Annotated in this window: 20 protein-coding genes; 11 read left to right on the forward strand and 9 right to left on the reverse strand. The window is 40.7% G+C overall.

What is annotated here, in order from left to right:
- Window positions 1-38 precede the first annotated feature (38 nt).
- Complete coding sequence (locus tag CH365_RS18305) at window positions 39-1,037, reverse strand: hypothetical protein (protein ID WP_425268571.1); 999 nt, start codon at window positions 1,035-1,037, stop codon at window positions 39-41.
- Window positions 1,018-1,632 carry a helix-turn-helix domain-containing protein gene (locus tag CH365_RS18310; protein ID WP_024864129.1) on the reverse strand — a complete coding sequence of 205 codons (615 nt, stop codon included), beginning with the start codon at window positions 1,630-1,632 and terminating at the stop codon, window positions 1,018-1,020. Before CH365_RS18310 ends, CH365_RS18305 begins: the two co-directional genes overlap by 20 nt.
- A 96-nt stretch (window positions 1,633-1,728) precedes the next feature.
- Here CH365_RS18310 and CH365_RS18315 point away from each other — a divergent pair, with 96 nt between their 5' ends.
- Window positions 1,729-2,436 (forward strand): RluA family pseudouridine synthase, encoded by a 708-nt coding sequence (locus CH365_RS18315; RefSeq protein WP_100769993.1) that lies wholly within the window; start codon window positions 1,729-1,731, stop codon window positions 2,434-2,436.
- A gap of 31 nt (window positions 2,437-2,467) precedes the next feature.
- Complete coding sequence (locus CH365_RS18320) at window positions 2,468-3,313, forward strand: hypothetical protein (protein ID WP_100769994.1); 846 nt, start codon at window positions 2,468-2,470, stop codon at window positions 3,311-3,313.
- Here CH365_RS18320 and CH365_RS18325 read toward each other — a convergent pair.
- The 5 genes from CH365_RS18325 to CH365_RS18345 all read right to left on the reverse strand — a co-directional run bounded on the left by CH365_RS18325 (window position 3,310) and on the right by CH365_RS18345 (window position 8,922).
- On the reverse strand, window positions 3,310-4,128 hold the full coding sequence (locus CH365_RS18325; protein WP_100769995.1) for an HAD family hydrolase: 819 nt from the start codon (window positions 4,126-4,128) through the stop codon (window positions 3,310-3,312). The genes CH365_RS18320 and CH365_RS18325 overlap by 4 nt on opposite strands.
- A gap of 5 nt (window positions 4,129-4,133) precedes the next feature.
- Window positions 4,134-4,919 carry a M23 family metallopeptidase gene (locus tag CH365_RS18330; protein WP_425268570.1) on the reverse strand — a complete coding sequence of 262 codons (786 nt, stop codon included), beginning with the start codon at window positions 4,917-4,919 and terminating at the stop codon, window positions 4,134-4,136.
- A gap of 454 nt (window positions 4,920-5,373) precedes the next feature.
- Entirely contained in the window at window positions 5,374-5,787 is a 414-nt protein-coding gene (locus CH365_RS18335; protein WP_100769996.1) for a thiol-disulfide oxidoreductase DCC family protein, read from the reverse strand.
- A 65-nt stretch (window positions 5,788-5,852) separates the two neighbouring features.
- Complete coding sequence (locus CH365_RS18340) at window positions 5,853-8,009, reverse strand: alpha-glucosidase (protein WP_100769997.1); 2,157 nt, start codon at window positions 8,007-8,009, stop codon at window positions 5,853-5,855.
- 61 nt (window positions 8,010-8,070) lie between these two features.
- Window positions 8,071-8,922, reverse strand: coding sequence for a sulfurtransferase (locus CH365_RS18345; RefSeq protein ID WP_100769998.1), 852 nt, complete (start codon window positions 8,920-8,922; stop codon window positions 8,071-8,073).
- Between the two features lie 194 nt (window positions 8,923-9,116).
- Here CH365_RS18345 and CH365_RS18350 point away from each other — a divergent pair, with 194 nt between their 5' ends.
- The 4 genes from CH365_RS18350 to CH365_RS18365 all read left to right on the forward strand — a co-directional run bounded on the left by CH365_RS18350 (window position 9,117) and on the right by CH365_RS18365 (window position 13,830).
- Window positions 9,117-10,001, forward strand: coding sequence for an LIC11113 family protein (locus tag CH365_RS18350; protein ID WP_100770060.1), 885 nt, complete (start codon window positions 9,117-9,119; stop codon window positions 9,999-10,001).
- Window positions 9,994-11,463 (forward strand): S1C family serine protease, encoded by a 1,470-nt coding sequence (locus CH365_RS18355; protein WP_100769999.1) that lies wholly within the window; start codon window positions 9,994-9,996, stop codon window positions 11,461-11,463. Before CH365_RS18350 ends, CH365_RS18355 begins: the two co-directional genes overlap by 8 nt.
- The gene (locus CH365_RS18360) at window positions 11,460-12,836 is read left to right on the forward strand and encodes a PDZ domain-containing protein (protein WP_100770000.1); all 1,377 of its coding nucleotides are present in this window, start codon (window positions 11,460-11,462) and stop codon (window positions 12,834-12,836) included. Before CH365_RS18355 ends, CH365_RS18360 begins: the two co-directional genes overlap by 4 nt.
- A gap of 94 nt (window positions 12,837-12,930) precedes the next feature.
- Window positions 12,931-13,830, forward strand: a complete 900-nt coding sequence (locus tag CH365_RS18365; RefSeq protein WP_100770001.1) for an ATP-binding response regulator — start codon at window positions 12,931-12,933, stop codon at window positions 13,828-13,830.
- Window positions 13,831-13,877: 47 nt separating this feature from the next.
- Here the strand turns inward: CH365_RS18365 and CH365_RS18370 are convergent, their stop codons facing one another.
- Both CH365_RS18370 and CH365_RS18375 read right to left on the reverse strand, forming a co-directional pair.
- On the reverse strand, window positions 13,878-15,173 hold the full coding sequence (locus tag CH365_RS18370) for an oligosaccharide flippase family protein (RefSeq protein ID WP_100770002.1): 1,296 nt from the start codon (window positions 15,171-15,173) through the stop codon (window positions 13,878-13,880).
- Between the two features lie 4 nt (window positions 15,174-15,177).
- Window positions 15,178-16,182: a phosphatase PAP2 family protein gene (locus CH365_RS18375; protein ID WP_100770003.1), complete on the reverse strand. Its 1,005-nt coding sequence runs from the start codon at window positions 16,180-16,182 to the stop codon at window positions 15,178-15,180.
- A gap of 346 nt (window positions 16,183-16,528) precedes the next feature.
- On the opposite strand from CH365_RS18375, the gene CH365_RS18380 reads away from it, so the two are divergent.
- From CH365_RS18380 to CH365_RS18400, 5 genes are all read left to right on the forward strand, one after another.
- A complete protein-coding gene (locus CH365_RS18380; RefSeq protein ID WP_100770061.1) occupies window positions 16,529-19,897 on the forward strand; it encodes a methylmalonyl-CoA mutase family protein in 3,369 nt (1,122 codons plus the stop codon).
- 83 nt (window positions 19,898-19,980) lie between these two features.
- Window positions 19,981-20,292 (forward strand): hypothetical protein, encoded by a 312-nt coding sequence (locus CH365_RS18385; protein ID WP_100770004.1) that lies wholly within the window; start codon window positions 19,981-19,983, stop codon window positions 20,290-20,292.
- Window positions 20,289-20,735, forward strand: coding sequence for an LIC_11090 family protein (locus tag CH365_RS18390; protein ID WP_100770005.1), 447 nt, complete (start codon window positions 20,289-20,291; stop codon window positions 20,733-20,735). Before CH365_RS18385 ends, CH365_RS18390 begins: the two co-directional genes overlap by 4 nt.
- 155 nt (window positions 20,736-20,890) lie before the next feature.
- A complete protein-coding gene (locus CH365_RS18395) occupies window positions 20,891-21,811 on the forward strand; it encodes an MbnP family copper-binding protein (protein WP_100770062.1) in 921 nt (306 codons plus the stop codon).
- Between the two features lie 42 nt (window positions 21,812-21,853).
- Window positions 21,854-23,002 (forward strand): methanobactin export MATE transporter MbnM, encoded by a 1,149-nt coding sequence (locus CH365_RS18400; protein WP_100770006.1) that lies wholly within the window; start codon window positions 21,854-21,856, stop codon window positions 23,000-23,002.
- The last annotated feature ends 3 nt before the right edge of the window (window positions 23,003-23,005 follow it).

The following is a 23,005-nucleotide window of genomic DNA, read 5'->3' on the forward strand; positions in this document are numbered from 1 at the left end:
TCCTTTTCTTCTCCGCTTCATTCAGGAGCGGAGAAGTTTCACTCCTCTTTCACAGGAACAAACACGACCGAATGAATTGATTTGGCTGCGAGCGTTCCTTCTTCGGTTAATTTTTGTGTGTATAATACTTCTGCCTTAGTGTTTCTTGCAGGTTTGTACATAATAATTTGATTCACATAGTCGAAGACCGAGACAGAATAATCAATCACAGTCAAAGCAGCCTGCAAAGGTAGAAATCGAGATCGACTCAAAGGTTTCATCTCTGTTTCTTTGGGAAGAGCGAGCCATTTGTATATTCTAGCGGATCTTCCTATACTTTTTACATTCTCCCATTCCAGTTTCGTTTCCGGAAAGGAAGCCTGGACCTGTTTGAAATTCACTCGAACAGGAAGCCCCTTCTCCTTGGATTCTCTGAGGGCGGTCGATAATTGTAGGTCGAATGTGTCCTCATCCAAATATTCTATTTCATTACAGGAAGAAAAAACTGTCTCGCATATATCACCGTATCTTTTATGGACGAAGAAGATCAGATTGATTTTTCCGTTTCCCGGGTGATAAAGAACCTTCGCGTTATAGTCTCCGGTTCTCTTAAAATAAACACTTCTGTAAATTCTTCGGATAAGCCCCCAACCGATCAAACCTACATCTTTTAAAAGTGGAGGATCTGCGATTTCCAATCCTCGGATAGCAATATGGAGTTTTTCGATGGCGACCCTTCCATCTCTTTTAGAAATTTCTAATAAAAAATCCCTTAGATCGTCTAACTCATCGTCTGCGAGTTTGAGATTTTTCCCGGAAAGATCTACTAATACCTTTCCGGCATTCTCTTCTAAAAGTTTTCGGATTTCTGATTTTCCACCTTTGGAATTTAATTCATCCAAAGTATAACGAATACAATCTTGTTCATGACAAGAGATTTGTTCTTCGTATCGATCGATGCCGAAATAGCCTGTGGAAGGATCGGGCGCTTCCGAAAATAGAAGGCCCGGAGTAAGAAATAAACTTAGGACTAAAAGTTTAGCTAGCTTCGTCCGTATATTCCATGACCAGATACATGAGAGTTTCTGTATCCGTCGGATTGATGTATTCGTGGGGAACGTCCGCTCTAAAATATACGGAATCCTTTGCATCCAGTTCTACCACCTTGTCCCCTACACGGAGGCGCAATTTTCCTTGGACCACAACAAGATTCTCAGTCGTTCCGGCCTTATGAGCTTCTGCAACTTCGATGCCGCCCGGTTTCAGGATCAGTTCATAAAATTCTACCCTTCTGCCTCCGATAAACGGAAACAAGGCACGACTAGAATATACCTTGGAGCTGGAATATAAGACTTTTGTATTCTCTGCTTTTAAGAGAAAAACTCCTTCCGTTCCCTTCTCTTTTAGTAGTTCACTGAAAGGAACGTTAAGACCGGTTGCGATCTTCCATAATACTGCGATTGTAGGAACACTTTTACCTTGCTCTATTTGGGAAAGCATGGCCCGGCTTACCCCACAGCGGGATGCCAATTTGTCTAATGAAAGTCCTTTAGTATGGCGAATTAATTTTAGGTTTTCTTTAACGACTTCTGTTATATGTTCGCTGGAGATGAGTTCTTTCCCATCCAGTTCTTCGGCGTCGGCCTGTTTCATTCCTAATTCGTCCAATATAACGGAAGATGTGTCAATCCAATTTCAATCCTTTCAAAAGCAGAGACTCAAATTAGAGAAGAACAGGCAGGAGAACAAATGAGGGAAACTAAGCCCGGATTCCAGGTTCCAGAGCATCCTATTCGAAAATGGTATGAGAAGGGGTTCCTACTAGCAGTGGAAAAACCTGCTGGGATCCCGGTCCACCCCACCTTCGATCCAAACCGTCCCAATTTAGAAGACCTTGTGCGACAACAGGAGAAGCAGCCGGAACTAAGACTACTTCATAGGCTGGATCGAGACACAAGCGGCATCCTTCTATTCTGCAAAGAGCCGACCAAAAATAAAGATGCCGATTCAATTTTAGCAAATTCAGAAAAAACCTATCTGGCAATTTGTGTTGGAATTCCAAAAGAGAAGGAATTCAGAGTACAATGTTTTTTGAAAGATGGAAAAGGTAAGGTAAGTTCTGTTCGTTCCGGAGGCAAAAAAGCAATTACCGATTTTACACTTCTTTCTTATTCAAAGGAAAAAAATATTTCGTTGGTTGCCGCAAAATTAGTTACGGGAAGAAGGCACCAGATTCGATTTCATCTCTCTTCTATCGGAATTCCAATCTTGGGAGACGAAACCTATGGAGAATCTTCTGCTAAAAGTTTAGTTCCGAAACCAAAACGATTTATATTACATTCTTATCTTCTAAAATTTAAAAACGAATTCGATGAAGAAGTAAAAATTGTCTCCGAGCCTCCTTCCGATTTTCAATCCTACTTACACTTTTTTTCTGGCATACGATTCCCAGAATAAGTAAGCTGGTCCTCACTTTCCGGAGGCGAAAATGAGCGAATCGATAGCATTGATTATAGGTGGATCGGGAGCAGCAGGCCATAGCGCCATCCAAGCAATCAGAGAACATTCTTCTAAAACGGGACAAAAATGGAAAATCTACTCCACCACTTCTGGTGAGTCCCAGGTCGAAGGGGCCGACAAGACCATCCCACTCATCAAGTTAGAAGAACCGGAAGAAGCAGTTTCGAATATTCAAAAATTCTTAAATACTGAAAATGCTAATATAGACGTTCTGGTATATACACCTGCCAGAGGAAATTTAGGTTATCCAGTATCCGAAACACCCGATAAGGATATTATCGATACAGCAAAATTCTGTTTAGATCCGATGTTGGATCTGGAAAAAAAACTAAATCCAAGACTGACTATAGGATACTCCGCATATTATTATCTTCCTCACCTACTCACCTTCTACGGTTCTTTGGCATTTATCAAAAAGAAAATGGAAGAATGGGCAGTCCAAAAACCTGAATCCAGAAAAATCATCCGTGCTGGAACTTTTTTCAGCCAAAGTGTAAGAGGGATCACGATCATATTGCAAAGACTTGCAAAATCTTCACCTCATCCAGACTTACAAAAGCTCATGGAAGAACAAAAGACTTCCGGCAAAAAATTCGGAGACTTTTTTCTAGATTATATCCAACAAAAGGAAAATGAAAGTTTCGGAAAAAACTTCCCTTCTATCCCGTACAGGATCACCGAACCCAAGGATCTAAAAACCGCCTTACTCAAAATTTTAGAAGGAGAGAAGGCGCCTATCGTTTCTTTAGTAGGAGATTGGCTTTGGACGGAAGATAAACTTCCTGCAATGCCTGAATATTTAAAAAAACGTTAAGGTTTCGGGATCGTTTTCCAGTTTTTGACAGATTGAACAAGAGCTCTGGGAGGCGGAGCCTTCTTGCCTCTATCCAAAAATATCCCTTTGGATCTTACATGAGAAAGCATAGGGAAATCATTTTCAGAATCTCCGAATGCAATATCGTATCCTTGGTTTCCATTGGCAAGATTGAGTAATTCTACTTTTCCAATCCCGTAAGTGAAAGGTTCGATCAACTCGTGGCTTAAGATCCCGTTCTTCTCAATCAATCTCATACCGAGCACATTCTCTTTGGGAATTCCCCATTTTTCAGAGACTACTTGGATCACAGGTTCAGGAGAAGCAGTTACGATCCAAATTTTGGTTCCCACCTTCTCCAATTCTTTTACGAGTTCCGACATCGGATAAAATGCTTGGACTGCATCGGAGCTGGTATCCTTCTGGTGCCTTTCCCAAACAACACTTGCTGTATTCTGCAATTCTTTAGTGGATCTGCCTGAGAAAATCCAGGTGGACCATCTATACCCTACTCCCAGGCCTTCTTTATCTATCTTGGATCCGTAATATTTCCAAACCTCATCCATGAAGGACTGAGTGTCCGTTTTACGTAAAGTTTCCATTTTTTCGGAGACTTCTGGCTCCGGAAAAAAAGGAGAGAGGGATTGGATCCAAGGAACTCCAGCTTTCAGAAGTTCGCACATGACTTCTTCCCCGAAATCACCTCGGACAAGAGTATTATCAAAATCGAATAAAGCTGTTTGGAATTTCCGACCGGCCAGGTTCTCTTCTAAATAGGAAAAGATTTCGGAAGACCAGTCGGAATTAGAGAACAATGTGATTATTGTTGGATAGTTTCTTTTGCAATCGCAACTTGGGATTCTTTATCCGCTAAGAAAGGAGGAAGATAATGTTCAGGATTTAACACTACGTTTTGGTAACGGACTTCGAAGTGAACATGTGGTCCAGTCGTATGCCCTGTATTCCCGGAAAGCGCAAGAACCTGTCCTTTTTTAACCTTATCTCCCTGCTTCACAAAAAGAAGAGAATTATGAGCGTATAATGTCTGGATACCATTGATCTGAGGATGAGAAAGAACTACTCTTAGGCCGTATCCACCATCTCTTTTAGAATCGGTTACGACTCCGTCGGCAGCAGCGATCACTACGGATCCGTTCGGACAAGCGATGTCTACACCGGCATGCAGAGCGTTCCAACGTCTTCCCAATCTGGAAGTAACTCTGGAATATTTAAAGCTTAAAGGCCAGATCAATTCTCTAGCATCGGAGGTGAAAATCTCTCTTCCTTTGTCCTCTAATAGAAGATTGCGTGTATAATTTGCGTTATAAGGGAAGAATACAGGCTCTGAATTTTGGATTTTTCCGCTGTCATGGATCCCGTTGAGAAGACGAACCTCTCTTTCTGAAGTTCCGAATTTATGGTAAAGATCTTCTAGGGATTCTTTTACTTTTCCAGGAACGATCCAAATCCCTTCTCTAGATTGATAGGTTTGGATGAATTGGTTATCCACCTTAACTTCTTCCAAATATGTATTTGCGAAAGATTTCCAGGAAAGGAAGACTAGGGCAGATGCGCCTACTATAGAAAGAATAGTTTTTCTTTTCATTTGGTTCTTTCCTTTTTGCGCTGCCAAAAATTCTCTTAAAAAACGAGTCTTGCTTTTAAGATCGGCAGTAAATTTCCGAAAGTTCAACCTATCCTCCTGGTCCATAATCTCGGGACAAGGATTTTTCTCCACCCAAATCTGGAGGAATTAACGATATCGAATGAATCCGACCGAATCCTAATGAAACTAATTATTTTAATCTTTATTTCAGCAATTTTTAGCATATTTTAATGGATTTTACCTATTTTTACGAGTAGCCGTTGATAGAGTCCCGAAAAAATGCAAACTTACTGAAAAGTTTTCAGAAAATCAGAGAAACTTTCGTCGTGGTTGAACCCGGAAACCTGGATGGAATAGACATAAGGTAAGGCACTTAAAGGCCAGATTTTGTGCAGGTTTTTGGGGGAAAATGAATGAAGAAGGCTTAGGGACTTTCTACATTCTTTGCTAACTCCTACCCTAGGATCCTTTCTTTCAGCTCTGGAGTAGGCATCCTGCAAGATTCTCTTTTTCCGAAGAGTCTGTATCTATTTCTTGCAATGATGTCATATAGAATATCGCGGATTGGTCCTGGGACCAGATAACATAGTTTTAAAATTTTCCAGAAGCCGCCTAATTTACTGCAGATCTCAATGATTGCATTGGATTTGATATGAATTTCAGCCCCGTCCCAGAAAAGGATACTATCTATTCCTTGGATCTTTTGTTCTAAGCCCCGAGATCGAATTAAATTTTTTGCATATTCGGACTGCAGGCTAGCAAATTTTAATCTTTTGTGCTTGTCCAGATCCAAAAGTACATTCACAGCTCCATTGCATAGATTGCATACTCCATCAAATAGTACGATCGGATCCGTAAATTCTGCCAAAGGAAGCCTTCTTCTTTTTATTTAGACAGTTTAGAAGCCTTATTACTCGAATAAAACCCTGCCTTTTAGTTCTTTTTAAAACCCGATAACGCAGACTTTAATTTTTCGTACCAGGAACCTTTCTTTTTTAAGAAGATCGCAGGAGATCCAAGCGGAGCTTCCACTTCTGTCCAAACTCCTCCTTGAAAAGTTTTGCCTGTCCATACATGTTCCCATTCTCCCTTAGGTAGATATCCTTTTACTGAATCTTCTCCTTTTTCTAAGACTGGGATTACAAGCAGATCCTCTCCGAGTAAAAATTGGTTTTGTAAGTCTCTGGTATTCATATCTTCCGGATAAGAAAGATAGAGTGGTCGTAGTAGTGGAAGCCCCGATTCGGAAGCTTCTTTATTTAAAAATTTAAAATATTCTTTTAATGCAAGATGTATCTGTCCATATCTTGCAAATTCTTTTATTGTATCTGGATCCGAATAGGGTTGATGATTTTTAGCAGGCCTATTTCCTTCATGAGTTCGAAATATAGGAGAGAATACATTCAATTCTGCCCAACGAAGGAATAATTCTTTTGATCTAAAATAATCTTTGATCGGACTAGGAATGGTAGTGTATCCACCTATATCACTATGATTTAAACTGAGTCCTGACATTCCACCGCTTAAGATCCCAATCAAAGAAGATACGATCCCGTCATGTCTTCCCCAGCTTACCATTTGGTCCCCCGCCCAAAAGGAAGTGGAATATTTATTGGAATAACTGTAACCTGCTCGAGTGAAAAATACGATCTGTCCCTCTTTTCCGGCCTCTTGGATGGCTTCTCTGTTTAGCCTTGCCCATTCTACCGGATATCGGTTATGATAAATCTCTGCGGATTCTTTAGAGAATAATAATGCGTCTGTCGGCAACCATTCTCCAAAATCCGCCATCCAACCGGAGAGTCCGTTACCGATCAGATTTTGTTTGATGATATTTTTGATCCAGATCCTGGTTTTAGGATTTGTAAGATCGAGTAGTCCCGCAGGAAATCCTGCGGTTTGGACTATATAATCTTTTCCTTCTTTATCTTTTACTAAATAATTATTTTTGACCGCTTCTTCGAATAAAGGACCTTCGGTGGCAAGCATTGGATTGATATATCCCAAAACCTGAATACCATTTTGGTTTAATTCTTTTACGAAGTTTTTGAAATCGGGATAACGATTTTCATCTGGAAACCATCTCCACCAGAGTTGGGAACCGAATACTGTTTTTCTTTGCCCGACCCAATCTTGGATCCAGAGAGCGCTGATTGGATTTCCGGCAAGTTTTGCCTCTTCTATTTTTTCCAAAACGACCGATTTTCCGCCTTGGATCCCAAGCCAGGTCCCATAAGCCCAATCAGGCAAATTCGGAAATCGTCCCGTATGAGAAGTATATAATTTCAGAATCTCCTTGGGGCTCGCGGCCTTCCAAGATTTTACGTTAAGTCCTCTTTCTCTAAACTCTATGGAAATTTCGGAATCTTCTTCAAAATCAAAAACGGAATAAGAACTGTTTTCGAAGAAGAATGCTCTGTTCCGTGATGTAAGAAAAAATGGGATCGGAGTATAAGTGCTGTATTCGTTTCCGCCGGCACCTTCTAATAATTCTGCTCCCAAGGTAATCGGTTGGTCTCCCCTTCCTACTCCTTGTTCTTCGGAGAACAAGAACGGTTTTTTTCCTTTTAGATTGAGATGAGAAAATTGTTCTCCTAAGCCGTAGATACTTTCAGATTCGTCGGATTTGAATTTGATAAATGTACGATTTAGTTCCGGATTTGCAATTTCTACCTTCCAATCTAATCCAGCGTTGGAAGAAGAAACAAATCGGATCGTGTATCCTGTTTCGCAATTCTTTCCTGAAAGTTTTCCTTTGATGAGTAACGCACCGGATTCTAGTCCAAGACTTTCAATTGTTTGGGATCCACATTCTAATAAGATCTTATCTTTGATCTTGAAGGTTGCCTTTCTATAATTTACGATCTGTTCTCCTTTTGCGGAAGAAAGGAACGAATCTTTAAGTGAAAATTCTAATATTCTACCTTTAGAAGTGATGAACGAGAGTTCAGTGGGTAGGAATACTGCTTTGATCCCGTTTCCAAGGTCGAATTCTTGAGGAGGAATGGAAAACGGAGAGATTTTTTCAAATCTGGATCCGCAATTTAATAAAAACGCAAATAGTATGCTGGTAATAAAAAAGAACCTCATCGTTATTCCTCTTAGAAACTAACGAGAGATTCTTTTAGAAGCTTAAGAAGTCTTTCTTTTTTTAACTTTTTCGGTCAACCCCACCTACTCTCGGTGCAGAAGCTCCTGCCCCGGTCTGTCCGTAAATATTCGCTGCTTGTTTTGGTAGATTGGATTTTCTCCATTCGAACCAAGAACCAACGTAAACGTTCACGTCGTTATATCCTACTTCTTTGAGCATCATTGCGAGCAAGGAGGATCTCGCTCCGTTATAATCATAGATAACCGTGGTTCTTTCCGGCATAAAAGGAAACCCTCTTAACTTTTTATTGAAGAAGGTTTTGTCCACGAGCTCACCGTTCGCGTCATACAACATTCTCCAATCCCAGAGAAATGCTCCAGGTAATCTTCCGCATAGACTTCCCGGCTCGGGAGCAGTCAAACGAGGAAGTTTTCCATCATACTCTTCAGGAGTACGAGTGTCGAAAATTTGGAGTCTAGTTAAGTTCTTTTCTAAGAATGCTTTATCGATCACTCCTTCCAACTTACGAATTTTGGAAGATGGACCTATATCCAATTCTTTGGATCCTTTTTCTTTTGTTCCATCTACAGGCCAGCGTTGTCCGATTAGGAACGCATTTTGAAAGCCTGCGGATCTCAAAAGAAAAACGAGTCTGGATGCGAACATCCCCATTCCCTCGTCGAAAACCAGTATCCTGGACTTCTCTTCTTTTTTAGCCAGAGCAAGTATCTCATCGATCGGACCCAATAATTTTTTGGAAGAGTCCGGATCGGATGCAAAAGCCTTTTTGACGAATGGAAAATAATACGCACCCTTTAGGGTGGATTCCTGATATTGCGCTTGGGAGCGGCAATCGATGAATAAGTCCTGCTTTTCGTTCAGGTCGGTTTTAAGAAAACTCCAGTGAGACAAGATGAATACCGTTATAATTTTTACTCTTAGTTTTAACCATATTCCAGAGTCCCGTTTCAGAGTTTAACTTTTTTTTCGTATTCCTGGAAATTCGGGACATAATCTCAAGAATTCTACGGAAATTCCTCTTCTATTTACAGATCTGTAAAATCCGCTTTTTCCCGAACCGATAATAATTAGGAATGTTTTCCCCGATGCAGAATATTTTCACTTTAAGAACGAAAAGACTCCTTCTTTCTTTTTCTACCCTGGGAGTTTTATTGTTTTTTTCCGTTTTTATTCCGGATTCGGGAAGTTTTGCAGAAGAACTCCTAACCCAAAAAGCAAATTCCAGGATTGGAGACTTTGCTGAGAAAGAATTTCAGGAAGCTTGGAGAAAATACTCCAAAGAAAAAGACGCAAGACCTCTGAAAGAATGGTTCAAACAACATGGGACCGTTCATATCGGTGAATGTAAGTTTAAATCTCTTCCCGAAGCCGAAGAAATACAATATCTTTCTCTGGATTGTCCCGGAAAAAAACTCAACGGTTTCTTTTATTCAGGAGAAGAAAGATTACGTTCCCCGGAAAAAATCGATTCTTTCAGAGTGAAGGGTCCGGTCAAGTTAGGCAAAACTGTTTATTGGGAGCTGGAATTTTCCGCGGAGAATTTGAAAGCTGCAAGTGCCAAACCTGTTCCAGGTGGGAAATCCAATCCGGAAACAAAACTGGTGGAGAAGGCTTCTACCGTAAATTTTGGTCTGCAATATTTCTTAAGTATCGCAAAACATCCGATAGACCGCCCTACTCCCAAAGGAAAAGAGATCTTCTTCGATTCTTCCTGCCCTCTTCTTTATTTAGGTAAGGATGCGGATTTTTATTGGGACAAATCTTTGTATTATTCTTTCCAAGCCAGTTGTTTGCCGGATTCTCCTTATTCCTGGATCAGGATCAAAGCGGATCTGAGCGGAAATGTTTTAGTGGATAACCAACCCACAGAAGAACTCCAAGAAGGAGCACGTTACCTGGCAAAATTGAAATTAGAATCGGTAGAAAAGGATAAAATTGTATGGTCCGACGCGGAGTTGTTTCATGAATAAGTTTTGGATACTTCGCGCAGGTTTTATACTATTTTTTAGTATCCCCGTTTTTTCCCAAACTAACGGAAATTCAGATCTTAAAACATTATTGAACGGAGTGGTTATCGTCAGGAGTGATATATATCCTGATGCAACTGATCCGTTGGAATTCGGGGACCAAGATCTTTCTCGTGACGTCGGTTCCGGATTTATTATTGCCGGAAATAGAATATTAACAAATGCTCATGTGATCTCAGAATCCAAATATCTAAAGGTAAAACGTTTTAATAGCAGTAAATATTATAATGCAAAAGTTGAATTTATCGGTTTCGATTGCGATCTCGCTTTGATCTCGGTAGAAGACGAAGAATTTTTTGCCGGAGTAGAACCCCTGGAAATCACGGAAGAATCCCCTTCCCTCGGAAGTAATCTTTTGATGTTGGGTTATCCAGAAGGAGCAGAAAATCTCACCCTAGAAAACGGTTTAGTCAATCGTGTGGAAAGATTGAGATACTCTTTCACCGGTTTAGATTACAGAAAAGTAATTCGTGTAAGTGCGAATATCCTTCCAGGATATTCAGGTGGTCCTGCTATCCAAAATGGAAAAGTGGCAGGGATTATTTTTGAGGTCAGTCAAATCCAGGGAAATACCGCATATCTTATTCCACCGGAAGTGGTGCAACATTTCTTAAAGGATATCCAAGACGGCCAATATGACGGGTTTCCATTCGTAGGTTTTACTTTTCAAAATGGAAATTCAGAATCTGTGAAAAAGTATTTAGGAGTTCCTCAAAATCTGCAAGGTGTGCTTGTGAATAAAGTTTATCCGAATTCTTCCTTTTCGGATGTTTTGCAGACGGATGATTTTTTATATAAGGTAGATGAGGCGTATTTGAATAACGAAGGCGGACTTCTGGAATTTACGGGAAGAACAATCGTAGATCTGATCGAGCCGGGCTTTGTGGGCCAAAAGTTAACTTTGTATTTTTACAGAAACGGTAAAAACTTTAAGATCCAAGCAGAGTTAAAAAAGACCGATTCTCTTGAATTGTATAGAGATCGCCAGATTAGAAGTTTTTTAGGAGCGGGACTTTTATTCCAACCCGTAAATCGTGCATTATTCGGAAAAGAAAGTCAAAGAGTGGAAACCGCTCTTAGATACCATTATAGTTATTTTATACAAGACGATCTTTTCAAATTTACGGAAAGAGATTTAATACTGACTACGATTTTTCCGGATCCTCTCAACTCCAAATACCTAAATTATCGTTTTAAAATATTAGAATCCATTAATGGAAAAACTCCGGCCAATATCGCCGAATTTAAGGATTATTGGAAAAAATATTCCAACGGGACCTTAGTTCTAAAATTTAGAGGAGTAGGACTTCCCCTGGTTCTAGATGCCAAAACGGTTAGGACCATTGATCTAAGGGTCAGAAAAAGGTTCGATATCAAGTCCGACGAATCCAAGGAGGGAAAATGAGATCTCATAAAATTGTGTTCCTTCTGATATTCTCTCTTTTAGGATTTTTAGATAAGGTAGAAGCAAAAGCAGACTCGGAATTTTCACTTCTGGTCCATTTCAGAAAATATTCCCACCATAATCCTTTCCAAAAGGGAACACCTTATCAGAAAAAAATTCCTGCAATTCGTTTAGATGAAAGAACGGCACTTGCCCTTTTAAAACCCGGAGAAGTTCCACTGTTCGCGGAGATCCATCCGGAAGAATCCGCCGGGAGAAAGGCATATTTCCAAAAAGTGGATCTGGATACGGGACTCGGCATCGTACTTCTTCCGGAAAACTTTGGAAGATCTAAAAAAGCCTCCCCTATCGCTATTTTGGAAGAAAGCCCCAGGACCCAAGGAGTATGCTCTTCCTTCTTCACAAATTTTGAATGGGGAAGTTTAGAATTTTCTAAATCCATTTTACCTCTTTCTAAACTTGCGAGAAAGGAAAACCAAGACGGGACCAGAAGTTTTCTTTTTTCAGGGAAAAAAGTCTGCGGTTTTACTGACGGTGCTTGGAATGTAGGAGCGGAACTTCTTCGTCGGTTTTATCAGAGTAGATTTTCTTCTCTTTCTCCATTTCCTCATCCAGGTTTTTATGCGGAAGGTTCTTTAACTCCTGCAGAAGAAGATTATTATTTTCCGAAAGGTAGTGTGGGTGCAGTTGTCTCCGAAGTTCTTCCCGGGATCGGTCCTATGCACAATCTTTTTCCAGGTGATGCGGTACTGTCCGTGAATGGAACTCCGGTTGCTTCTAAACAAAAACAAGTCTTGTATGATATCCTACTCAGCAAAGCTGGATCCTATCTGAATTCGGGAGAATGGGTAACTCTTTCCTTATATCGTGACGGTAGAAAAAGAGAGATACGTTATCAGCTAAAGCCGTATAACGAGGATTCTTTTTTAATTCCAGAAAGTTCCGATAAGATCGCCCCTAAATATCTGATAGCGGGCGGATTACTTTTTACGGAACTCACTCACACGTATCTGAAAGAATATGGCGAAAAATACAAATCCTCCAGTGATAGAAAGTTAGTATACTTAGCGGAAAGTTATTCTAAAAAACTTCATCCAGAAAGAAGCCGTATCGTATTACTTTCCAGAGCCTTCCCAGACGAAAAAAACAGGGCCTATCAGGAATTTCAAGATTTGATCTTAGAATCAGTGAACGACAAAGTTGTGGATTCTGTAGAGGGTTTAAAAGCTGCTATTGCTGAAAATAAGGACGAATTTTTAATCTTCCGGTTTTCAGGAAATAAATTGGCAGTTTTCGATAAGTCAGAGTTAAAAAGTTTGGACGAAAGGATAAAATCCTTATATTCTCTCGATTCTCTAGATAATATCCGCTGACAAAATTCTTGACTAGAATACCTTTCCGGTGTTTTCTTTTGATTTCCGAATAGTCACGCCCAAGCATTCGGAAGTTCTGAATTAGGAATTTATTATGAAAATCCTTTTCGTCGATGACGAAGAAGTTATCCGAGATCTGTTCCAGGAAATTTTCGGCAGCGAATACGAACTCGTTCTGGCCGGAACCGCGGAACAGGGCTTAAGCTTAGCCGAGTCGGAAACATTCGATCTGATCATCACCGATATTCGCCTTCCTAGGATGAACGGCATAGAGTTCATCACTAAATTGAGGGAAAAAGGAGTAGATACTCCTTTTATAGTTATCACAGGAAATCAGGACATCCAAATCTCCATCAATGCTCTTCGATTAGGAGCAGTGGATTTTTTCCTAAAACCTTTCCGGATGGAGGCGATCCGTTATTCTCTCTTAAGATTTAAAAACTTATTTTACGCAGGCAAGGATCTGGTGGACAAAAGAATGTTCCAGGTCCGGGAATCAAGGCAAAAGTTTGCACTTCTTCCTAGGCTTGGAAATTTGAACCAGTATGTTCATTTGATCCTAAAGTCTTTGGCCCATCTCCCCAATCTGCATAACGAGGACCAACTCTCCTTAAAAGTGGCCTTATACGAATTGATCGGCAACGCGATAGAACATGGTTGTGCTCATATCAATTATCACCAAAAGCAAGAGTTAATGTTCCAGGAGAACGATTACTTCTCCTATGTAGATAAGATCTGTGAATCCAAGGAAGAATGGATCCAGGTAGAAGTGGACTACGACGATACAAGAGTAACTGTTATCCTGGAAGATGGAGGAGACGGTTTTGATCCGGCGAGAGTTCCGGATCCTGTCCAAGATCCGAATGCGAGCCAACTTTCAGGTAGGGGTATCTTTTTAGTTCGTATGAATGTGGATTCGCTTTCCTATAATGATAAGGGAAACCAAGTCACATTCGTAAAAAAACTTCAAAAAGTAGAAGTAAAACCTGTTTAAGCATATATTGGAAAGACAGAATATTCTAAAATTGGAATATTGTTTCGTTACTTAGCAGAAGGTTTATAATACGCTAAAAAATAACCACTGAGTAAAAACCAAGAGGGGATCTGACCCAGGAAAAAGGCCCCTGCAGCTCCCATGGTCCCGTATTCAGGGATCAAAAGATTATCCAAAACTAACCCAAAGATCAATCTGACAAGAGCAAGTATGGCAAGTAATCTAGGTTGCCCTAATGCAAATAAAGCCATTCCAAGCGGAGAAAACACCAATTGGAATAGATAATTCGGATATAATAGGTGGAATACAGGAACAGATTCTGGATATTTTCCGGAGAATAAAGCGGAGAAAACCCAATCCCCTAAAAACACCCAAGGTCCTAATGCCAGCGCAAATACTACGGCTATTAAGATAGATTTGCCCAAGTAGCTAGTGAATTCCTTATTTTCCGTCAGCCTAGAAAGTTTAGGATAGATCATTGAATTCAAAACGGAAAATAAGATCACAAATCCGCTGAAAGGTTGTAATGCTACTCCGTAAGCTGCCACTGCCTCGTTAGAATGGTACTTATTCAAAAAGAATAATTCCATTCTATCCGATACGATCGCAAATAAAGAGGCTAAAAACGCATAACGATTGAAGGAGATGAGTTCTTTTGTTTGTTGCCGGACTTCTTCTTTATCACCTGCCCAATGCAATTTTCCTCTCGGGAATAATAGAAAGAATAGAACGATTGTAAAAACGGGGGCCACGGAGAAGATCCCGAGTATATCTAAATGCCCTAATGCATGATCAGAAAATTGATCCGCTAAATACAGGATCAAAATACGGATCAGGTTCGGAAGAGGATACCAAATGGAAAGTGCGTGGTATTGTCCAAAAGAAACAAAAATACTTTCGAAATATGAATTAAAAGAAAGAACAAAGCTACCGAATACGAGAAGGAATGCAGCTAGTGCATTCTCCTTTAAAAAATAAACCGCCACACTTGTAACAAGTACCAAAAGAAATAATGCAGCCCATTTAACCCAAAGAGAAGATGCAAGAAGTACTCCAATTTTACGTTTATCTTCCGTCATTGGAGAAAGAAATCGAACTAATGCGGTGGGTAATCCGAATTCTGCCACTGCTAAAAGTACAGGTAGAAATCCGGAATAGTATTGGAAAATTCCGTTCTCGTTTTTACTCAAGATACGAACGGAATAAACCATGAAGATAAAATTCAGTAGGGAGGCGATTACCTTGGAAAACCCTACTGAAAAAAAGCTGCGTATGAATCCGGAGGTCCGTAATTTTCCGATACTTTCGGAAATGAACTGTAAGGAGGATCCAAGGCGAAGCATGAAGTTAAGTCAGATAGATGCCTCCGCGTATCCTTTTCAAAAGAATGGGAGCGAGATGGCCAATATAGTAACACACGATCCCATACTTAAAGTATCTGGCAACCGGATTTTCCCCTAATAAGGAGGAGAGAATTTTTCCAAGAGCCAAATAAAAGATCAAGATTCCAAGAATGATCACACCGACTCTGATCAAAAAAACGATCCAAGAATCGACTGATTTCCAATCTAACCCTACCCTCTTGTTGTACAAAATTCCGATCCCGAAACCCGCAAGTGCCCCTGCAGAAGAGATCACCTGCTCCCAGGATTTATTCGTAGACTCAGGTTGGCTTGGATCTTGTAGAAGAATACTAGGTACAGTAAGAGCTAAAATAAAAAGTACGAGTGACTTCAACCTTTTTTGGTCCGTAGATTGCCCTGCAAATCTAGGCTCTAAAATCCCCGGATCTTTTGAGAACCAAAACTCTAATCCGAATAATACAAGTGCACCTAACACAAATCCGCCTAAGGTATCTCCTAAAAAGTGAAGTCCTGCATACATTCTTGCGATCGGCATGAATAAGATCGCAAACGCAGTGAGTATCCTTACCCAAGGAATTCGTACATGCAAAAATAATGTTCCGTATAACACCACTGCTGTCTGCACATGTCCGGATGGAAATCCGTAAGAACCTTCCATGAGTCCTAGTTCTGATGGAAAAGGCAAACCGATCGGCCTCGGCATAGTGAGAAGTGCCTTACATGCCCCATTCACAATACCTGCGATCAGAAGACCGAGTGTCATTCTAAGACCGATCTTTCTATCCAAACAAAGATAAATCAGAGAGACCAAGGCCATAAAAAATAGAGAAGACCCCAAGTGATGGAACAAAATTGTAAGCGGGTCCAGCACAGGTTTTAAAAAGGAGATATGAAGAGCCTCTAAAGGCACGTTAGAGAATAAGATCTCTTTCCATAGGAAACTATCCGTCATAAAAACGAACATATAAAGTTTCGGTTTTAAACGCAAAATGAATTCTTTGTCTAATTTTCCTCTTCTTTCGGTTTTAGAACATTCGGTTTTTTAAAATTAATACCCTAGTGTAGTAGTTCCAACATTGTATTTGTCCGTCGTGTTAGAGTTCCGACATCTTCATTATTCGCCTTGTTGGAATTCCAACATCCGTTTTGTCAGCTTTGTGGGAGGTCCCACATAGGATCACAGCCTGTGGTCTTAAAATCAAGGTTGCTAGATTCTTATTCCTACCGCATGATAGATATAAAGATGGAATTTATTGAACGACCGTTCTCCGAACTACAAAACAAACAAAGTTCGGTTAAAATTTGCCGACTCTCGAACATTAGGAGAATATAATATGGAATCAGAAGTTTATATCCCCCATAATAAATTAAAATTCGTTACTGCCGCCTCACTCTTTGACGGCCACGATGCTTCCATTAATATCATGAGAAGAATACTTCAATCTTCCGGAGCGGAAGTGGTTCACTTGGGTCATAATCGATCGGTCCAGGAGATCGTAGACTGTGCCATCCAAGAAGATGTGCAAGGGATCGCGGTGACAAGTTATCAGGGGGGTCATGTAGAATATTTCAAATACATGATAGACCTTCTGAAAGAAAAAGGAAGTTCTCATATCAAGGTATTCGGCGGAGGTGGAGGGACAATTCTACCTTCCGAGATTCAAGAGTTAGAGGCGTACGGTGTTTCCAGAATTTATTCTCCGGACGACGGGCGTTCCTTGGGTCTCCAAGGTATGATCAATGATCTATTACAAAAATCTGATTTTATTCCCCCTCATAGATTTAACGGAAATCTTTTCTCTGAGATCCGTAAAAAGAATCCGATCGCGATCGCAGAATCCATTTCATTAGTGGAGTCTTCTGAAAATGATCCTAAAAAAATTGATCCCCAAAAATTGGATTTCCCGATCTCCAAAAAGACAATCCCGGTTTTAGGGATTACCGGAACAGGTGGAGCAGGAAAATCTTCTCTCACAGATGAACTTGTCAGAAGGTTTATCCACGACTTCGAAGACAAAACAATAGCGATCATTTCTGTAGATCCTTCCAAAAGAAAAACGGGAGGAGCACTCTTAGGAGATAGGATACGTATGAACTCCATCTCTCATCCAAGAGTTTATATGAGATCTTTCGCGACTAGAGAAGCAAATATTGCGTTGAATCGAAATGTCAAAAAAAGTTTAGACGTTCTTAAAAGTTCCGAATTTGACTTAGTGATCGTGGAGACCGCAGGAATCGGACAAAGTGACTCAGAGATCACGGAAGTATCGGACCTTTCTCTTTATGTGATGACCCCGGAATTTGGAGCGGCCACACAATTGGAAAAAATCGATATGATTGATTATGCGGACCTGATCGCAGTAAACAAATGTGATAAAAGAGGAGCGTTAGACGCGATCAGAGACGTTCAAAAACAATTCCAAAGATCCAGAAAATTATTCGATAATTCCCCTGAAAAAATGCCTGTATTCGGAACGATTGCTTCCCAATTCAATGATCCCGGAACAAACAATCTTTACGTAGCTTTGATTGATTCTTTAAATAAAAAATTCGATTTGGGTTGGAAGTCAAACATCACCTCCAGTTCGGAAACTAGTCAAAAGATCCATATCATTCCCCCAGATAGACAAAGATATCTGGCCGAAATCGCGGAAGAATGCGAAAAATACGAAAACTTTGTTAAAAAGGAATCCGAAACTGCTGAAGTATTGTATAGGATCCAAGGTACAATTGAAGTATTAAAAGAAAGAGGAAAAAACGTTTCCGATCTGGAAGAAGAATATTCCAAAAGAGAAGCGGGTCTTCATCCGGATACCAGAAAAATCCTGAAAGATTGGGATTCCAAATTGGAAAAATATTCCGGAGAATTTTTCTCTTATACGGTTCGAGACAAAGAGATCAAGGTAGAGAATTTTACAAAATCTTTAAGTAATCTAAATATCCCAAAAGTTTCCGTTCCAAAGTTCCGTAACTGGGGAGAGATCGTAAAATGGTCCTATACTGAGAACTTCCCGGGAGAGTTCCCGTTTGCAGCTGGAGTATTCCCTTTTAAAAGAACCGGAGAAGATCCTACACGTATGTTCGCAGGAGAAGGCGGGCCGGAAAGGACAAACGCAAGATTCCATTATGTGAGCCATGGAATGCCGGCGCATCGTTTGAGCACTGCATTCGATTCGGTTACTTTATATGGGGAGGATCCTGGACTTCGTCCTGATATTTACGGCAAGATCGGAAATTCTGGAGTGAGTATCGCCACTTTAGACGATGCTAAAAAACTCTATTCTGGTTTTGACCTTTGTAACCCCAGCACTTCCGTATCGATGACGATTAACGGACCTGCGCCAATGCTCTTATCCTTTTTCTTAAATACCGCAATAGACCAAACCTGCGAAAAGTATATCCGTGCAGAAGGAAAAGTAGAAGAGGCAAAATCCAAACTTGCAGAGATCTATTCCAAAAAAGGAGTCCCGGTTCCTCATTACAAAGGAGAGATCCCAAAAGGAAATGACGGTCTAGGCCTTCTTCTTTTAGGAACCACTGGAGATAAGATCCTTCCCAAAGAAGTTTACGAAAAAATAAAGAAGGAAACTCTTTCTTCCGTTCGTGGAACGGTACAAGCGGATATCTTAAAAGAAGACCAAGCGCAGAATACTTGTATCTTCTCCACCGAGTTCGCGTTAAAACTTATGGGAGATATCCAGGAATATTTCATATGGAATAAGGTCCGTAATTTTTATTCAGTTTCTATCTCCGGATATCATATCGCGGAAGCTGGAGCCAATCCGATCACCCAAGTTGCATTCACTCTTGCAAACGGATTTACATTTGTGGAATATTATCTTTCTCGGGGAATGAAGATTGATGATTTCGCTCCGAATCTTTCCTTCTTCTTCTCAAATGGGATCGATCCTGAATATGCTGTGATAGGTAGAGTAGCACGTAAAATCTGGGCCAAAAGTATGAAATACAAATACAGCGGATCAGAACGTTCTCAAATGTTAAAATACCATATCCAAACTTCGGGACGCTCCTTACACGCACAAGAAATCGCCTTCAATGATATCAGAACCACCTTACAAGCGTTATATGCAATTTATGATAACTGTAACAGTTTGCATACGAATGCTTATGACGAAGCGATCACTACTCCTACGGAAGAATCAGTTAGAAGAGCGATGGCAATCCAGCTTATCATCAATAGAGAATTAGGCCTTGCTAAAAACGAAAACCCACTCCAAGGCTCCTTTATCATTGATGATCTTTCCGATCTGGTAGAAGAGGCGATCTTGTCTGAGTTCCGACGTATCTCCGAAAGAGGAGGAGTTCTTGGTGCCATGGAAAGAATGTACCAAAGAAATAAGATCCAAGAAGAATCCTTAGAATATGAACACAGAAAACATACTGGAGAAATCCCGGTTATAGGCGTGAATACTTTCTTAGGAAAGGATGGATCTCCTACAATTCTTCCGGAAGAAGTGATCCGTTCCACCGAGGACGAGAAAAAGGCCCAGATCAGTGAATTGGAAGCCTTCCAGTTCAGGAACCAAGAAGATTCAGCTAACGCCTTAAAGGAACTACAGGCCGCCTGCCTTTCCGGAAAGAACGGATTTGAGGCTTTGGTAGAAGCAGGAAAGGTTTGTTCTTTGGGACAAATGACCCACTCTCTCTACGAAGTGGGCGGCCAATACAGAAGAAGTATGTGATCCGAGTTAAGCGTACAAATCAAAACCGAGGACCTTTTTTTGTTTCCCTTAGGGTTTCAAGGTAGAAAATTTGGTCCAAGGCCATGACTTCTTCTGCAATCCAGTTTACAGAGACCCATGTATACGCCGAAAAAAAACGGTTTAGAGTCGTTTTTGTTCGGAACGTATGTTCTGTCGAAACGGAAGAAATAGGCCTGATCTTACAAAAGATCCAAGAAATTCAGCCGGCAATCGTGGAGCTGGATCTGGAAAACGTGGTCGCAATCCCTTCTCTGATCCTGAATAGGATCCTAAAACTTTTGGCTGAATTAAAAACCAAAGGGGTCCCGGTGGAAATCAAAACCAGCGAGGGACTTAAGAACGTTCTGAATCGACTAAAAATCTCCCTACAATGAAAACGATTTCTATCATTCTGACCCAATGTTTCCTATTCCAAAGTTTGGTATTCGGAAGCGGTTGGTTCTGTGGAATGCTTGCTGGAGAAATCAAACTTTGCCATTGTAATCACGGAAGCCAAAAAGAAAAACACGCCGACTCGGAAGATTCAAGATTCTCTTCTAAACTTGCCGATTCGGGAGAAGATCATTCCAATCAGAAACCTTCTTCCCTACCCGACTGTCATTCTGCTAAGTCTGGTGAGGCTCATAAATGTGCCTGTAAAAAAGCAAAAGACAAGGCTTCTTACTTAAGCGGAACCATCTGCACTCAATTTTTCACTTATTCTAAATTGGAAAACATTGCTCCTCAAACCTTGGATTCGGAACTTTTAGGTCGGATCCAAGAAGATTCGGGAGTATTTGTTTCTTTTGATCTAGAAAGACCCCCTCAATTCTCCTAAACATTTACAAAAAACTTACAAAAGTAAATAGCACAGGGTGTAATCATACCCTCGCGCTTATATAGCCTGTCCCTGGTTTCAATAACCTGGATCATTAGGACATGCTATTATACGAAAAAACCGGGAAGTTACCATACTTTCCTCAGGAGAATATTATGAAATTATTATATATAAATGTCGTCTTACTCTTATTATCCGTCTTTATATTCAGATGTGACGGATCTTCCAATCCCAACCTTGCGCTTTTTGCCCTGGAAACCAAAAGCCCTCCGGGGATCGAATTTAGTGCGGTCGTCGGAGATAGTCATGCAACTTGCGGAGAGGATATTTCAGGGCATGGGGATTCTCATTCCAGTTCAGTAACCATCCAACATGTTGCGGGAGTAATGCCGATCGGTCTTAAAGATCTTAGATTTTATGTTTCGGGATTCGAATTGGTAGATCAGGACGACAATATTATTACTTTAGATGTTCCTAATACAGGAGTTTGGCAATATAGTGGAGTTGCTCTTCTGGATTTCGAAAATGGAAAAGGAAGCTGCAGCGGAACAACCGAGACAAATAATCTTGTACAAGCAACTGTCGAGAACAAAACCTATAAAACCCTTAGATTTACTTTAGGGATTCCGGAAACACTCAATCATATCGATTATAGTGTCGCCCCGAGTCCTCTTAATATATCCGGATTAGCCTGGGGCTGGACCATGGGTTATAGATTTTTCGTCGGAGAATTTTTGTCCAACGATCCTGTGGCTGTAGGCAATGCAGCGGTTCTGCATATTGGCTCTGCCGGATGTACTGAACCTACCCCTGGAAATTATTCCTGCACGAATTCTAACAGGACCGTGATAGAACTCACTCCGGTAGATGGATTTAATCCTTTCACCCAAAAAGTGCAATTCGATCTGAAAAAAGCCTTCACCGGCTGGAACATCAGCACCGGAAGTATGAGTTGCCATTCCATGGGTGCCATGGATAGCAATTGTTCTGCTGTGTATCCGAATTTCGGTTTGGATTATTCCACTGGCAATGCAGGTTCCACTGCCCAGACAGTATTTGGAATCGTATCCAAGTAATGGCGAAGGTTTCGGTCTATACGGCCGAAACCGGAGTATATTATGAATAAAACTATTATATTTTTATTAATATCCTTTCTTCTTTTTCAATGTACACAATTGGGATTGGAGAAGGAAAAAAGTTCCGGATCGGAAGGGATTCTTTTACTTTTAGGGACTTCTCCCTCCGAGGGAACTCCCTATACTTGGGACCTTCCCGCCGGATTTCCCATGCCAAAAGTTCCGAGCGATAACCCAATCACTCTGGAGAAAGTAGAATTAGGAAGGTTTTTGTTTTATGACACTAGATTGTCTGAAAATGAAACCCAATCCTGCGGAAGCTGTCATAAACAAGAAAATGCGTTTACCGATGGACTCGCCGTTTCTGTGGGTTCTACAGGACAGTCTCATCCGAGGAATGCACAACATCTTTCTAACGTCGCCTATAATCTAAGGCAAACCTGGGCAAATCCTCTTTTGAAAAAATTAGAGGATCAGGCAAGAGTTCCGATGTTTGGAGACAATCCTGTCGAGCTCGGGATGAAGGACAGAGAAGATCTTCTACTGGAAAGATTGGAGAATGATCCGGATTACGTTTCAAAATTCAAAGCGGCTTTTCCGAGCGATTCAAGTCCTTTCAGCATATTGAATATTACGAAAGCTTTATCCAGTTTCCAGAGGACTTTTATCTCAGGGAATTCCGCATATGACAGATACCAAGCGGGAGATCTTTCAGCGCTAAGCGCTTCTGCGATACGAGGAAAGAATCTATTTTTTGGAGAAAGAGGCGAATGTTTCCATTGTCATGGTGGTTTCAACTTTACGGATACGATCCTTCACGTAGGAACCGTATTCGAAGAAGTTACCTTCCATAATAACGGATTGGATTCTTCCAGATTCATAAGCCCGAACGGTGGACTGTATGAATTCACCTTCCAGGAATCGGATCGTGGAAAATTCAGAGCACCTTCCCTCAGAAACGTAGAACTAACTGCTCCTTATATGCATGACGGATCCATTCCAGACCTATTGTCGGTGATCAATCATTATGCCAACGGTGGGAGCGGAGATGGAACAACGAATCCGAACAGAGATGTTTTTGTAAGAAATTTTTCCTTAAGCGAATCCGAAAAACAAGACCTGGTCGAATTCCTAAAAAGTCTGACCGACACAGAATTTACCACCAATCCTAAATTCGAGGATCCGTTTTGAAAT

The sequence above is a fragment of the Leptospira neocaledonica genome, assembly GCF_002812205.1.
Classification (GTDB): domain Bacteria; phylum Spirochaetota; class Leptospiria; order Leptospirales; family Leptospiraceae; genus Leptospira_B; species Leptospira_B neocaledonica.